Source organism: Flagellimonas sp. 2504JD4-2, assembly GCF_053642935.1.
Genome location: NZ_JBSIOV010000003.1, coordinates 306746 through 319604, shown reverse-complemented (window position 1 = coordinate 319604; position 12859 = coordinate 306746). Strand labels below are relative to the sequence as shown.

17 protein-coding genes are annotated in these 12859 nt (G+C 37.0%); 13 read left to right on the top strand and 4 right to left on the bottom strand.

The genetic code is table 11. The features are described from left to right. Nucleotides 1-10: 10 nt before the first annotated feature. Both ACULLH_RS12615 and ACULLH_RS12610 read left to right on the top strand, forming a co-directional pair. Nucleotides 11-1153, top strand: coding sequence for a replication initiation factor domain-containing protein (locus ACULLH_RS12615; protein WP_454089109.1), 1143 nt, complete (start codon nucleotides 11-13; stop codon nucleotides 1151-1153). A 2-nt stretch (nucleotides 1154-1155) separates the two neighbouring features. Then, nucleotides 1156-1377 carry a hypothetical protein gene (locus ACULLH_RS12610; protein ID WP_454089108.1) on the top strand — a complete coding sequence of 74 codons (222 nt, stop codon included), beginning with the start codon at nucleotides 1156-1158 and terminating at the stop codon, nucleotides 1375-1377. Here the strand turns inward: ACULLH_RS12610 and ACULLH_RS12605 are convergent. Further along, nucleotides 1372-2190: a hypothetical protein gene (locus ACULLH_RS12605; RefSeq protein ID WP_454089107.1), complete on the bottom strand. Its 819-nt coding sequence runs from the start codon at nucleotides 2188-2190 to the stop codon at nucleotides 1372-1374. The two genes, ACULLH_RS12610 and ACULLH_RS12605, sit on opposite strands and share 6 nt — an antisense overlap. Nucleotides 2191-2332: 142 nt before the next feature. Between ACULLH_RS12605 and ACULLH_RS12600 the strand changes: the two genes are divergently transcribed. The 11 genes from ACULLH_RS12600 to ACULLH_RS12550 all read left to right on the top strand — a co-directional run bounded on the left by ACULLH_RS12600 (nucleotide 2333) and on the right by ACULLH_RS12550 (nucleotide 7530). Beyond that, complete coding sequence (locus ACULLH_RS12600; protein ID WP_454089106.1) at nucleotides 2333-3070, top strand: hypothetical protein; 738 nt, start codon at nucleotides 2333-2335, stop codon at nucleotides 3068-3070. 91 nt (nucleotides 3071-3161) lie between these two features. After that, complete coding sequence (locus ACULLH_RS12595) at nucleotides 3162-3938, top strand: hypothetical protein (protein WP_454089105.1); 777 nt, start codon at nucleotides 3162-3164, stop codon at nucleotides 3936-3938. A 131-nt stretch (nucleotides 3939-4069) separates the two neighbouring features. Beyond that, on the top strand, nucleotides 4070-4534 hold the full coding sequence (locus ACULLH_RS12590; protein ID WP_454089104.1) for a hypothetical protein: 465 nt from the start codon (nucleotides 4070-4072) through the stop codon (nucleotides 4532-4534). Between the two features lie 2 nt (nucleotides 4535-4536). Beyond that, on the top strand, nucleotides 4537-4731 hold the full coding sequence (locus ACULLH_RS12585) for a hypothetical protein (protein ID WP_454089103.1): 195 nt from the start codon (nucleotides 4537-4539) through the stop codon (nucleotides 4729-4731). 159 nt (nucleotides 4732-4890) lie between these two features. Next, the gene (locus tag ACULLH_RS12580; RefSeq protein ID WP_454089102.1) at nucleotides 4891-5307 is read left to right on the top strand and encodes a hypothetical protein; all 417 of its coding nucleotides are present in this window, start codon (nucleotides 4891-4893) and stop codon (nucleotides 5305-5307) included. 1 nt (nucleotide 5308) lies between these two features. Further along, a complete protein-coding gene (locus tag ACULLH_RS12575) occupies nucleotides 5309-5563 on the top strand; it encodes a hypothetical protein (protein WP_454089101.1) in 255 nt (84 codons plus the stop codon). Nucleotides 5564-5568: 5 nt separating this feature from the next. Then, nucleotides 5569-5994 (top strand): hypothetical protein, encoded by a 426-nt coding sequence (locus ACULLH_RS12570; RefSeq protein ID WP_454089100.1) that lies wholly within the window; start codon nucleotides 5569-5571, stop codon nucleotides 5992-5994. After that, the gene (locus ACULLH_RS12565) at nucleotides 5939-6340 is read left to right on the top strand and encodes a hypothetical protein (RefSeq protein ID WP_454089099.1); all 402 of its coding nucleotides are present in this window, start codon (nucleotides 5939-5941) and stop codon (nucleotides 6338-6340) included. The genes ACULLH_RS12570 and ACULLH_RS12565 overlap by 56 nt, the downstream gene beginning before the upstream one ends. Beyond that, complete coding sequence (locus tag ACULLH_RS12560) at nucleotides 6340-6480, top strand: hypothetical protein (protein WP_454089098.1); 141 nt, start codon at nucleotides 6340-6342, stop codon at nucleotides 6478-6480. Before ACULLH_RS12565 ends, ACULLH_RS12560 begins: the two co-directional genes overlap by 1 nt. After that, a complete protein-coding gene (locus tag ACULLH_RS12555) occupies nucleotides 6473-6871 on the top strand; it encodes a 3TM-type holin (protein WP_454089097.1) in 399 nt (132 codons plus the stop codon). The genes ACULLH_RS12560 and ACULLH_RS12555 overlap by 8 nt, the downstream gene beginning before the upstream one ends. Continuing rightward, nucleotides 6871-7530, top strand: a complete 660-nt coding sequence (locus ACULLH_RS12550; RefSeq protein ID WP_454089096.1) for a hypothetical protein — start codon at nucleotides 6871-6873, stop codon at nucleotides 7528-7530. Before ACULLH_RS12555 ends, ACULLH_RS12550 begins: the two co-directional genes overlap by 1 nt. Before the next feature lie 29 nt (nucleotides 7531-7559). Here the strand turns inward: ACULLH_RS12550 and ACULLH_RS12545 are convergent, their stop codons facing one another. From ACULLH_RS12545 to ACULLH_RS12535, 3 genes are all read right to left on the bottom strand, one after another. Further along, nucleotides 7560-9230 carry an ATP-dependent nuclease gene (locus ACULLH_RS12545; RefSeq protein WP_454089095.1) on the bottom strand — a complete coding sequence of 557 codons (1671 nt, stop codon included), beginning with the start codon at nucleotides 9228-9230 and terminating at the stop codon, nucleotides 7560-7562. 1253 nt (nucleotides 9231-10483) lie between these two features. After that, nucleotides 10484-11419 (bottom strand): transglutaminase domain-containing protein, encoded by a 936-nt coding sequence (locus ACULLH_RS12540; RefSeq protein WP_454089094.1) that lies wholly within the window; start codon nucleotides 11417-11419, stop codon nucleotides 10484-10486. 339 nt (nucleotides 11420-11758) lie between these two features. Further along, complete coding sequence (locus tag ACULLH_RS12535) at nucleotides 11759-12853, bottom strand: hypothetical protein (protein WP_454089093.1); 1095 nt, start codon at nucleotides 12851-12853, stop codon at nucleotides 11759-11761. Nucleotides 12854-12859 lie beyond the last annotated feature (6 nt).

The following is a 12859-nucleotide window of genomic DNA, read 5'->3' as shown; positions in this document are numbered from 1 at the left end:
CTTTAAGACCATGTTAGATATTGAAAATAAAGGCGCTAACGTCCCCGATAGGTATAACGGGGACTTACTCGATACGGGGTATGCGATCAACTTGGACTATTTGATTTTGAACCTTTCCGGTAGTCCATTAACAGAGTCCTTTGACGGTCTAAAAATCGATGTTGCCGATTACGGCACAAAAGTTTTTGCGCATCGTGCTACCCTCACCTATTTGGACGAATCTTTTGGTACGATGGTTTTTAAGCCTAGAAGCTCGGTGATAGATGAAAATTTGGTACAGCTTCAGTTGGAAAACCATCTTTTTTATACTGACACTCCTGAAAAGCTAAGGGACAAGGTAAAGACCGTCATAGATATTCTTGGTCTGGAATTTTCAGGCGTAAACCGCCTCGATATAGCACTCGACTTTAGCGAAAAGCAACACGATATTCCCAACCTTTTAAGGGGTATTTTCAATGGTGAGTTCCTGATCTCAGGACGTGAAAAAGATGTGAACGTATATACCAAAACAACAAAGGGTAAAATTGAATTTACTGGCGTTCAAATCGGTAAACGCTCCTCCTCCCGCTTTTGCCGTATCTACAACAAATCCCGTGAGATGCAAACGGGTTCTTTGAAGGCCTATATAAACACGCTCTGGGAAACCTTGGGGTTTAAGGGCAATGTATGGCGTTACGAATACCAATTAAGCAACAAATACCTGACTGAAATTGAGGGCGTAAGCCTTGACAACCTGTTCAGCAAGAACTTTATTTATAACCTCTTGGAAAGGGCCAAGTCGAACCATTTCGAGATAAAGCACAATACAGGCAAATCCGAGGTGAACAAAGAGGAAACTTATCAATTTATAGACTTTGGAAAGGTCGGTAGAGCCGTTGGCACTATCAGGGGTGCAATTGGAAAATTGGTGCGGACAATCAAAGAGACCTTTATAGGCCAACAACGTATGATTAAGGGGCTGCTTCGCTCCTACTTTTCGTCAAACCATGACGTGCGCTTTCTTCTCCCAGTGCGCAGGATTCTCAACGATTTTGACCTCTGGGATTGGTACGATAGGAAGATTAGTCAATACATCCATGAATTCAAGTTCAGAGAAATGATAAAGTGTGTCGATTTAAGGATTTACGAAGAGGATTTTAAACTTGAATGTTAGTTATGAAGGTGACTAAGAAAATGTTTGCTGTTTACTTGGGAATGCATCCTACCAATATAAAACCATACTATGAAAGCTATTTGGAGGATTTGGGTTTGAAGAGGAACTATTTGCTTATTTCGGATGTTGCCCGTTTGGATGGGGTTCCCATTAAATATGTATCGGACATAATGGGCGTAAAAATCCCAAGTCAATGTGACTTTGTGCCACGGAGAATGTTATAATTCAATTTCCTTAATTACAAATTCCTTGATATCGTTTTTATTGTATATATAATTTTCTTTAGAATTAACTTTTCTAAAAAAAAGATAGTCGTTCGTTTGTCCAAAAAAGAGAAGCTGTTTGTTAGTTTCTATTAGTTGTTCATCAATTGTAAATTTTACATGGTACTCGGGCTCTCCACTGATTATTTTGTCAGCTTTGTTCAATGTAATGTCAGCATAAACGATGAACATGACTATTAATAAAATGAAGTAAACGAATAATTGCATTCTTGGATTAAATTTCGATTTAGAATTTTGAAATCTAAACTTAAGCATAAATAGAATCCCCCAAATTATCATCAAAACAACCACTAGTTTGGAAGTCAACATGGTATATTCAAGATTTTTGGTTATCACGAAAAATAAAAATAGAAGCATGGGGACGTAATCAAGATATATGATGGTAATTATTGCGAGTATCCAATATGTTTTTCTTGATATTTTTTGTAGTTTTTGGTTTTTGATTTTATCAATTAGACGATAGATATTATGCTTGTCTTTCTTGATTTCGGATTCTAAATCTTCCTCATCGTCGGCTCGAAACACTAACCATGGAGACGAGACAATAATTAGAAAAAGTATTGCTGCAACTATTGCCGAGCCAGCTGGAATAAACATTAAAACCAGTTCCTGTATGCTGAGGTAATACAGGATGTCAATTCCGAATTTGTCATAATACAGGCTTTTGCTGAAATAACCAAAGCATACTAAGAAGATGTAAATCAAAGGCAGATATTCTTTTAAGGTTTTTAAGCGGGAATCTTTTGTAGCCATGTATTGTTCTATCCAAGTGTTTTAAAGTTTAGTAAAAATAAGTGATTATTAGAGATTCTTAGCGATTCCTGATTGTACACCCCCCTACTCCATATGTTTGTTTCATAATTCCTTAAGAACGAAAAATTTAAATAGTATAAATATGAAATTAGCAAGTGCAGCAGCAGCGAATGAATTGGTCTTTGAGGTGGACGTACCAAGCCAAGGATTGATTTTGGTAGGTGACATCCCTTCCGAATGTAAAGTGAAGGTTGATTTGATTACTTCAAATGCCAATGATGTTAACAGGATTCCCGAAGTCTATATTGAAGACTTATTGGACATTAACACCTATATCGGTGCTGATTCGGTTAGGACGTGGGATGATAACAATGCGGTACATCAGAACTACCCTCTTATTCTTTTCTCTGCTGGTGGTGTCCTTCTTTTTGATGATGACACTAAGTACAAAGTGACCTTTACTGAGTTGGGCGGTGCTACCTTCGATGTACACAACTTGGACAACTCGAAATTGGGTGTTCCTATGGTGGTTAAAAAAGCTGAGGTTAAACAAACCCAAGCTGAAAGAACCGAGAATTACGGAAACGTTGACTTTCTTTTGTTCAACGGTGACCACTCGCCTACCAAGTTGACACATTTGGTAAATGATAATGTGGGTGTCAATGGCGCTCCAAAAGTAAGAAAGGTAGAAATTGATGAAGAGCAGATAAAGGCTTACCATGCATCCTTTGAGGCATCCCAGAGGGCTACAGTGGGTGGTCTATTTAGTAATGGTGTAGGTAGTTATGGTTTTCCGATTGACCAGTTGGACGCTCTTACGCTTCATCATGATACGTCCTTGAATGAGGACATGTCCTACCTGACAGTTGACTACAGTTAATACAAGATAAATATTGGTCGTTGCATGTTAAAAACCTCCGTTATCTCCTTGACGGTATGAATAATGGGGGTTTTAATTAAAGTAAAAGATTATGGTTTATAACATATATAGTGGTGGCTCTACCCTACCTAAAACACAGCCTGTAAAAGGTGGTGGAACTAAAAGCGGTTCTGGTGGCGTGCTTGGTGCTGTTGGTCAAATATCTGCTGTTTCCCAATTGTTGGGCGGTATCGTTAGTGCAGAAGTCATAGGTAAGACTATTGGTCAGGCGTTAAGGGACGGCTGGAAATGTTGGGGCTCTACTTGGACACCTACAAGAGCCCAAAATGAATTGCCCCAATGGGTTGCGGTTATAGGTGAGCAGTTCAAGAACGCTTTGAATGTAGATAGGAATCAGCTTGAATCCTCCGTTAATACATTCTTTAAGAGTTTCTGGGGAAAATCAAGGGTTACCGGCACTACGCTTGAAAATTGGATAGGTTGGCGTTATGATTCGGCTAGGGATTGCACATTAAAAGGGCTTATTTCCTTAGAAAAGGGTGTTGATGCCTATTTAAACCAATTGGAATCTGCGTTAAAACAGATTGGTCCTGAGATAAACGCAACCGTTGTTGTGAGAAGGGAAACAATTACGCTCTATCGTACGGAGGCTGGTGGAAAAAAGGTAAACAAACCTTATAGAAAATCTGTTCCGCAAATAAAGGTGAGCATAAAGCCCGGCGTTGTGGGTGATGTAAAGGAATTGGCAGGTAACAAAACAGTACAGTTCATGGGCGGTTCGCTTCTAGCTCTTGCTGCGCTAGGAACTCTTTTCGTAAAGTCTGGCAACGGCTATAAACGTAAATCTAAATCTAGAAAACTCTATTAATTATGGAAAAAGTAAAAACATATTTTATGAAGCCTCTGTTCTGGGGGATTACAGTAGGTCATCTCACATTGACCGTGCTTAGTGTAATTGCAAGTGTAGTGTACTTGCGCAAATTTTCAAAATAACAGGTTATGTACGGAAACAATAACGGTTACGGTAACAACGGTTACCAAAGACGTAACGGATATGGAAATAACGGTTATCAACGTGGTAACGGTTATAGGAACAACAACCGTCCTGCCCCTAAAAGGAGTGGCGCAAAATATTCAATCATACGTAATGGAAGGTTTGAGGGCGGTACAATTGTCAATGCTTGGAACAAATCCCGGAGTAAGGGTTTGATTACGGCAAAAGTTGCTCCCTATAAGGATTCCAAGGAATATACTGCCAAAACAAGTGGTAAGACCTATATCACCATGATAGCGGAAATCACATATCAAAAAAGTGGACATACCAGGCTTATCCCTTGCAGTATTAACAAGGCCACCAAAGTTATTGTACTCGGTGATATTGGTATGGTGATTACCCCCAACGGTGCAGGTATAACTTCTAGCGGAAAAAAGGTGACAGGCTACTTCGGCAAATTCAGTAGATAGCTATGGTGCATAAAATTTTAATGCTCTTGTCGTATGGCAGGAAAATAGAAAAATATGCACGTTCGGCACAAGCTGTTTCCAAAGCCTTTAAGATGCTCCATGATGATTTGAATGAAATATGGGGTGATAAGAAGAAAGAAGTAGAAAGTAAAAAGGTTCTGGAATCTGCAAAAGAAACTGATAAGGAAGGAAAATAGAAATAAGATGTTTAAGAAAGAAAACACGGGGTTTTGGCTGTTGATGACTGTATTGGCGCTCCCTTTTGTGATATGGTTCATATTCCCCGACATTTTGGAATCAAGGAAAAGCTGATTATCAGCTTGATAGTATTGTTGGTTTTATCAATATCAAGGATTATGAGGTTTAGTATGTTGAATTTTAAACAGGGTCTTAGACTCTGCGATGCATGGGGCTGTGGACATTTTGGAGCAAATAGAAGTCACGGAAAGCATAAGGGCATGGATTTTAAGATAGTTCCAGATGGTGCTGTTTATGCTCCCTTTCCCTGTAAGGTGATTCGACACGGCTTCCCCTACTCCGACGATTTGAGCTACAGGCTTATAGAAGTCCGAGGTTTGGACGGTTATGAGGATTATACCGCCAAGCTTATGTATGTCAAGGATTTGCCCGTTGTTGGTTCAACTTTTGATGAAAAAGAAAAAATGTGTGTTGCGGATGACCTTTCACGCAAGTTTGATGAACGTATGGTAAACCATGTGCATTTTGAACTGTATGCCAATGGGGAATTGGTCAACCCTGAAATCTATTTTTAGTATGAAAAGTCAAGTCAAGAATACCAAATGGATGTATATGTTGGGCGGTCTTGTGTTCGTCTCTGGGCTGGTCATTCTATGGCTGCTCGGCAAGAACAAAAAACCTTGTTCGTGCAAGGATTCCGATAAATCGGGAAATGTCTCTAAGGGTAGCCGCGGCAAGGGTGCAACTAATAATACGGATAACATTAAAGAATCTGTGGATGAATTGAAAAAATTATTGGTAGAAAAAGGTAATGATAACTGCGGATGTTGAACAAGATGAAACAAATATGGTCAAACAACTCCATTTTGGTACTGGTATTTGTGGCCTTTACTCTAGCTATTTTAATGCTGGTCTGGGGTTGGTTGAAAAAGGGATTTTCCTATGTGTTCAATAGCGTAAAGGGTGTGGGTTCTTCTTTATCCAATGATGAAGCCCAAGCTATTGCCTCCTCTATCTTTTCAGAGGTAAACAGTATTGCCACGGATGAAGATAAGATAGTTGATTTGGTGGTGGTTTTGACATTGCCCGATTATCACAAGGTAAAAGCGCAATTTGGTATCGTTCCATATTCGGCAACCTTTGACAATTTTGATTCGCTTACAGGAACTGACAGCAATTTAACTGAAGTATTAAACCAAACATTAAGTGAAAGTGACAAAGAAAAACTTAAATCTCAAAACGCTGTGCTACCGATTAGTTAAATGGGTGCTTTTCATACCCTCTCTCGTAGGTCTTTTGGTCTATATATTGGGCTTGTCCATTGAGTTGTTTACCATTAAAGCTACCAAAGGTGAGCATACCAAACAGGATATAAAGAACGCTCGTTTATGGTTTGTTTATTTGGCTTTGCCCTTTTTTGGCCCTAATTATTTTGAAGGTTTTGTGCATGGCATGACGGGAGAGGAACTTCGCAGGATGCATGAGGTTTACGGAAAGAAAAACTTTAGCTCCAAGCTTAAAATGTACGTTCCGTTTGTAGGTAAAAAACTTAACGCCTTTGATGCTGTCAATGCTAAAAATGGGCTTTCACTTGAATTGGTCGGTTAATGAAGTTGTGGGAAGTAAATACTATTTCGCTGTTCTCTTTGGGCAGTTTGGCGGTTAATGTAGAAAAGGGGTTGACCATTTTGTTATTGTTGACCGCAATAATTCTCAACATTAAAAAATTCTTTGATAAAAATGATTGATAAGATACTCGGCATATTCTCCAACCTTGCGACCAGTAGGGAGTTTTTGGCGCTGTTCAAGGGTAAGGAAAGGAAATTACAAGAATTCCAATTGGCGATGGTAAAGGAAATGCAAAAGGCGAATTTCCACCAGATTGAACTGAATAAAATTGAAGCCAAACACAAAAGTCTATTTGTTAGTGGTTGGCGACCGTTTATAGGTTGGGTCTGTGGTTCTGCTCTCGCTTACCATTTTATTTTAAGGGACTTGGTGTATTGGTTTTTAGATGCAGTTGGGGTCAATGTATCTCCCCTACCCACAATTGAATTGGGACAATTGATAAGTATTCTTCTTGCCATGCTTGGAATGAGCGGTTATAGGACTTATGAAAAAATTAAAAAAGTTAAGTAATGATTGATTTTAGTTGTTGTGAAGTTGAAAAGGCTGTGAAATCTCTTTTTTCGGATAATGAGGTGTTAAGGGTCAGCGCTATAATCAAGTCTTATGGGCAAACGTTTGCGGATGATGGCAAAACTGTATATTATGGATTTTTTACAAATGTTGGTGACGGTCATCAAGCAATGTACGGGGCTTACCCCCTAGCCTCCGATAGCGTTACGTTGTTCAGTCGTGTGCTGAATCCTAGATATGACTTTTTTCAGGGTTATGAGATTAGGCTAAAGAACAATTTGGACGGCTCGGTAGATTACCAGCAGCTTAAATTGATTAATGATACTGAGTTTGGTGATGATTCGGTGACGTTTAATATCAATTGGACTTTGTTTGTTGGTACATATCCATTGTTCCGGTTGACTTTTTCAAGCGGTGATTACATCATATTGAAAACCCATGTGGATGGTGTTCAGGCATATGACTTTTTGGGCTGGCCTTTGGATTTGGGAAATTATTTGGGGCAATCGGTCAGGATTGAATGTTTAAACGACGATTTATCAGTAAGGGGAATGGGCGAAAATGTTGATGGTGGTTTAATCCGAGTGGAGCATTATGACATGGAGATAAAGGAAGGTTTTAATACAGTTAATTTGAATGCCCAGCCAGTTTTTATCTAAATATGATTTAAATATAGCTTAGGAAGGTTTTATTTTGGTATTCCCTTCCTTTGTTCATCTTTCATCCACAAACTTATTCGTTTCATAAAACCCCAAACATCATCGTCTCCGGGTTTAACATATTCGGGGCTATCCGAATTTGCTCCCATTTTCTCGAATACTTTTGAAATCCAATTAGTTTTATTAGCTTCTATGTTCAAATCTGACAGCCAGTTTTCAACTTCGCCTATTCTAACAGTAAAAATTCCATATTCTTCTAATTGGTCAAACAAATTGTTGGCCGCCTCTTGCTCTTCACTTGGCAATGCATTCACTCCTCCATCTTTTTTCATATCCAGTCCGAGTTCGACAAATTTACTTTTCAAAAGAGTCCTGGCCTGCCCAAGTGGAGTTCTACTAATTTCGGGAATAAACGATGACTTTAAGGCATTTGTCCAATTGCTTCCTTCATTTTTTAGGATATCAATATCATAAATTCCCACAGCAGGAATTCCCATCTCTCTTAGTGGTTTTATTATCTTATGTATTGTATCCTTGCCAACGGCGTTTATTATTAGACAATTGTCAATTGAATTTTCTGTCTCAAATTCGCTAAGTCTTTCATTTATCTCTTGATAAAATACTCTATCAGAATCTCCTTCTGTAACAATGACTGTCTTATAAAATAATGCATTTAAAACGCCTATTGATTTTAAAAGCGGGTCTTTCATTAAAGATTCAATTTTATCTTTATTGAGAAGTCTAGCTGTTCCTATTTCATTGGAATATGTAAGCCTAACAATATTTACTGGTGAGCCGCTCTGAATGCAGCCCATTAGAAAATTTGAACTATGGGTTGAAACAAACAATCTATTTGGCTTATTCTTGACAGAATTGGAAATTTCTTTTCCTAACTTGTAGGATAAAGATGGGTGCAAAAATGCTTCCGGTTCATCGAGGATAGTAACTTTTGGGCTGCCAGCTATGATAGAAGTGATTATTCCCGTAAAAGCCTTAACTCCGTCGCTAGCATTTTGAATTTCTAATGCTTTCTTATGAAACTCCACAGCCTCTTTGTGTAATCCTCGTTCTTGTTGATGGTTTTTGGGTTTAACCTTTGATAATCTAATTCTTAATTTTCCAATCAGAGTCGGGTCAATAACAAAATAGAACTTAAAGGCATCATATATTATTCTTCGTGCTTCAAGTCTTTTTTTATCCTGTTTAAACAATATTGCCAAGTTGTTTCTTGGAGCTTGCTGCAAATCACCTGATTCTTGTTGGTTAACTAAAGATATCCGATTTAATGCATCTAACTTCAATGTCTTGAGTCTTAAATAGTACTTGCAAAAATCTGTTTTATGCTTATTTGGGTCTGAAAGAATTAGTGCAGGTATCTGATTTTGTAATTGGAAATTTCTAATTCCATCTCCAAATAGCACGTAACCTTCAATTAATCTATCAGATGTTTTTGGTTCCACTAAATGAGCCTGTATTTCCTTGGAAAGTTCTTCAATTTTAATTGGAACGAAAGTCAAATCTTCTATTAGCTTAAAATTATGTTGTATTGACCCCTCTGTACATAACTGATTTATCTCTGACAATAATTTACTTTTACCAGAATTGTTGGGTCCTACAAAAACTGTAACGGGCGTAGTTTCAACCAAAAGATTTGAGCTATCAGGATGTGCCCCAAATTGAAGTTTAATGTTCTTTATCACTAGTGTACTTTGTTTATGTTTTATTAATTCATTTTAAAATATTCTTTCGCAAGAGGGATATTGTTCTTATATATTTTTAGAATTTTTGAAAAAAATAATTATTGATCCGCTCTCATATTACAGTTGAAATTTTGACAGTTCTAATTATGAATTTGAGGGAAATTTTACTGAGCTAATAAACTTAAAGAATCAATAGCATATTTCCTACATTATGAGAAGTATATTTAATTGATGCTATACATCGAAAATTCTATTTTGTACAACAAAATTTTGGGTTTAAAATACTATATTAGTAGCCTCTTATCCGTCATCGTACTCTCCCAAATCTAAGTTATAATACAAGTAAATTATTAAGGCAGAAAATCTAGGTCACCACGGCTTAGACCTATTACCTCTGGATTGTTAAATACAATTCCCGTTAGGATAAGTATGATTATTAATAAGATAATAATCAGTGATTTGTTTGTGTTGTTTGAATTAGCCATTAGGTATTACACCTAGGCATCAATATACTGAAAACAAATGAATGTTTTACATCGAAAATTCCATGTTGCGCAACAAATTTTTGGGTTTAAAATACTATATTAGTAGCCTCTTATCCGTCATTGTACTCTCCCAAATATGGATTATGATACAAAACAATATTCATAAGAATTCGAGATTTTAATTTCATAAGATTTTATTCGCTTGTAGATACGACATCGCATCTTTCTATAAGCAAATCTGTGACATCCTTATTTAATTTCCGGAATCCTTCAACTGTCCAATCCCTGACATATTTATTTTCGGTATCCTCTTCATGTACTTTGTCGGTTGCTCTTAGGATGCAATGTATTAAAGCTTGTCTAGTATCAGAAATAGTATCTAATTCTCCGAGGCAATAACAAGCTTTTTGTGCAATCTTATATTCGTATGGCAATTCAGCTATGGTATCCTTCTGACTTTGACCAAATGTTTGAGCCACGCAACAGAAAACTACGCAATATGTTATCCATTTCATACCACTAATCTAAACCAAAATGTTCTTTTGTAAGCCACAAGCGTATCGTTCTGGTACGGGCGGGTTAAAAACTCAACTTTTCGTTTTTATTGAAACCTTTGGTTTAATTGAAAATTTGGAGAAGAAAAATTTCAAGAACTGTTCGTCAGCCTGCCACAAAACTGAAATTTTCTCTGCGAGCAAAATTCTTAGCACTTGCTTACTCCTTATCGCAGACAAATTGGCCTTAATTAATCTATTTTACATAATGTAACTATTTTAGTCTATACAGCGCAACTGCCTCATAATCAATAAATACTGTCAACTCTCTAGCCCGTGTTATATTCTTAAGTTCTATTTCAAACTCAAGTTTTCCATCTTGACATTTTATATCACCCAGTGAGTATTGCTTCAAATCAATATCGTAATCAACAGTATAAGTCCCAGGTTCACATAAAAAGCTAAACCTCACCCTGTTTTGACCTTTTTTAATGATACCATCTAATGGAGATATTAAGGTATAATCAGTTTCATATATAAGCGGTGCTTTAGAAAAACTCTCTTTGCTAATCTTATCTTGAAGCAAAGCATCATTATAGTTTTCAGGATAATGGCGATTGATAAAAATTCTTGGAGAGGTCAAATAAAATGAGTTGTCAAGTTCTTTTTGGAAACCAGGACCATATGAGCCAGCTCCCCAAGTCACATCAACCAAATACGAACTTCCATCAATTTCTACTATGTTCCACGCATGATTTGAATAGAACCTTTTACCTATATCTTTTACGGTTGTTTTGGAAGCACCTTCAACAACTCTAGATTTGATTCCTAAGTCCGTACAAACTTTTGTAAACAAAACGGAATATCCTTCACAGACCGCAACTCCCTTGGAAATTACTCTTTCAGAAAGTTTGTTGTTGTGTTTCTTTTCTTTTTCTAGATATTCAGCTCTGTCTCTATATTCAAAACCAAATTTCCCATCTTCTTTGGGATCATATTTGACATTGTCAGCAATCCAGAAAAAAACCGCTCTTACTTTGTCTGTTTCAGTTTTAAAGTCCTTGGATATCAATTTTGCAAGTTTGGCAGTTGAACTAAATCGGTTTGGGTATTTTGAAACGACTGTATCAATTCGAAGATAATCTTGCGAATAGATTGCACTTAATGACAAAAAAACAAGCAAAAAAACGATTCTTCTTACAATAGGCATTTAGTTAGGTTTTCTATACATATTCAAATATAATACCAAGGCAATTGTGTTGTCCTTTCTTTTTTCTTGACCCTGCTCCGTCGAAGCGGTTACGCAAAGGCGAGTAAAAAAGAAACAAAAAATCCATCGGCCGCCAGAGGCTTTCCGACGTCCAAGCAAGAAGAAAATATGCTTCCACGCTCTCTTTGTGTCTTAATAGCTTCGCTGTTTGGGCTGCGCCCCTACACAAAGCCCAGGGCAATGACGCTGCCGTGTTAGCCACAAATTCACTCCCCTACTGGCCCGCATTTTCTTCTGGCCTATCCATTTTTGTAAAGAAAGAATATATTTTCATAGTGTTTAATCTTCTTTATCGACCACATGGTAAGATATTTCTATTTCATCTTCCCTCATCTCAAATTTGTTATTCACTTCCTTATATTCAATTTTTTCAAAAAATTCAGGTTGAATTTCAATTTCTATAACTTCTGTGGTATTATAATCCCTTGCGAGAAGTTCACATTCCAAAATCATAATGTTGCAATATGGCTCTGGTAAAAGTGATACATTGAAATACCTATTATCTTTTTGTATCAGAGGTTGATTCTCAATTGGTTTATATGTTATTCTGTTATTCTCATCATCAATATATGTTGTTGAAGAAATTTTTGGAAAGAATGGATGTCCATTGTCCAGTCTTCTTACGCCCTCCACAAAATTTATCTCTACTTTCCAGTCTTCTATTACTGCAGAACCCCTATTTTCCATGACAAGGTCAAAACTTACCCAAGATTTGTTTACCTTATTCGATTGAAAAGAACTAAATAGAAAAGGTGAGATTTTTGGAAAATCAATCTCCATTGTATCCTTAAGAATTTGATAGTCTGATTTTTGAGAAAATTTGTACTTGGTTATTTTTTTTTCAAAAATGGGTTTCAACACCAATTTTTCCTGCATTTCGTTGAATAATACACCAAAATCAAACCTTCCTTTTTGACCTACGTCATTAAGGTACCAATTATAGGTGTTTGGGTTCTCTTCAATTAAATCTACTATGTCTTCCCAGCAAAAAAGTAAGATTTCAAATAATCCTTTTTCCCTGTTTTCTTCGTCTTTTAGTCTTACAAACTCCTCAATTTCGGAATCCTTGTTTTGTGTTGTAGCGATTACGTAAACTCCTAACGCAGGTTTGAAGCTTTTTGCTTTTTCAATTTCTAGCGTAATTTCATTTTTAGAGAGTTTTGCTTGAGCATAATCATCCTTTCCCTTAGCCTGTACTCCCCAATAAAGTTTTTCTTCTTTTGGCCGACCATATACATCTACCCCAGCTTGAGGCTGACCCATTCTGCCATTTTTTTTGATCTTGTTTGGAATTCCCAAAAGTTCGCCCCATAGTTTTTTACAAAGAGATTCAAAGTCTTGCCAATTTTCAGGTTTACCTAAAGTTTTTTTCATAAAGTG

Bases quoted from the DNA above. Each gene is read 5' to 3' on its own strand.
- ACULLH_RS12560 (WP_454089098.1), top strand. From the start codon at position 6,340: ATGAAGTTGTGGGAAGTAAATACTATTTCGCTGTTCTCTTTGGGCAGT.
- ACULLH_RS12535 (WP_454089093.1), bottom strand. From the start codon at position 12,853: ATGAAAAAAACTTTAGGTAAACCTGAAAATTGGCAAGACTTTGAATCT.
- ACULLH_RS12600 (WP_454089106.1), top strand. From the start codon at position 2,333: ATGAAATTAGCAAGTGCAGCAGCAGCGAATGAATTGGTCTTTGAGGTG.
- ACULLH_RS12595 (WP_454089105.1), top strand. From the start codon at position 3,162: ATGGTTTATAACATATATAGTGGTGGCTCTACCCTACCTAAAACACAG.
- ACULLH_RS12585 (WP_454089103.1), top strand. From the start codon at position 4,537: ATGGTGCATAAAATTTTAATGCTCTTGTCGTATGGCAGGAAAATAGAA.
- ACULLH_RS12570 (WP_454089100.1), top strand. From the start codon at position 5,569: ATGAAACAAATATGGTCAAACAACTCCATTTTGGTACTGGTATTTGTG.
- ACULLH_RS12555 (WP_454089097.1), top strand. From the start codon at position 6,473: ATGATTGATAAGATACTCGGCATATTCTCCAACCTTGCGACCAGTAGG.
- ACULLH_RS12540 (WP_454089094.1), bottom strand. From the start codon at position 11,419: ATGCCTATTGTAAGAAGAATCGTTTTTTTGCTTGTTTTTTTGTCATTA.
- ACULLH_RS12610 (WP_454089108.1), top strand. From the start codon at position 1,156: ATGAAGGTGACTAAGAAAATGTTTGCTGTTTACTTGGGAATGCATCCT.
- ACULLH_RS12550 (WP_454089096.1), top strand. From the start codon at position 6,871: ATGATTGATTTTAGTTGTTGTGAAGTTGAAAAGGCTGTGAAATCTCTT.
- ACULLH_RS12615 (WP_454089109.1), top strand. From the start codon at position 11: ATGTTAGATATTGAAAATAAAGGCGCTAACGTCCCCGATAGGTATAAC.
- ACULLH_RS12605 (WP_454089107.1), bottom strand. From the start codon at position 2,190: ATGGCTACAAAAGATTCCCGCTTAAAAACCTTAAAAGAATATCTGCCT.
- ACULLH_RS12580 (WP_454089102.1), top strand. From the start codon at position 4,891: ATGAGGTTTAGTATGTTGAATTTTAAACAGGGTCTTAGACTCTGCGAT.
- ACULLH_RS12590 (WP_454089104.1), top strand. From the start codon at position 4,070: ATGTACGGAAACAATAACGGTTACGGTAACAACGGTTACCAAAGACGT.
- ACULLH_RS12575 (WP_454089101.1), top strand. From the start codon at position 5,309: ATGAAAAGTCAAGTCAAGAATACCAAATGGATGTATATGTTGGGCGGT.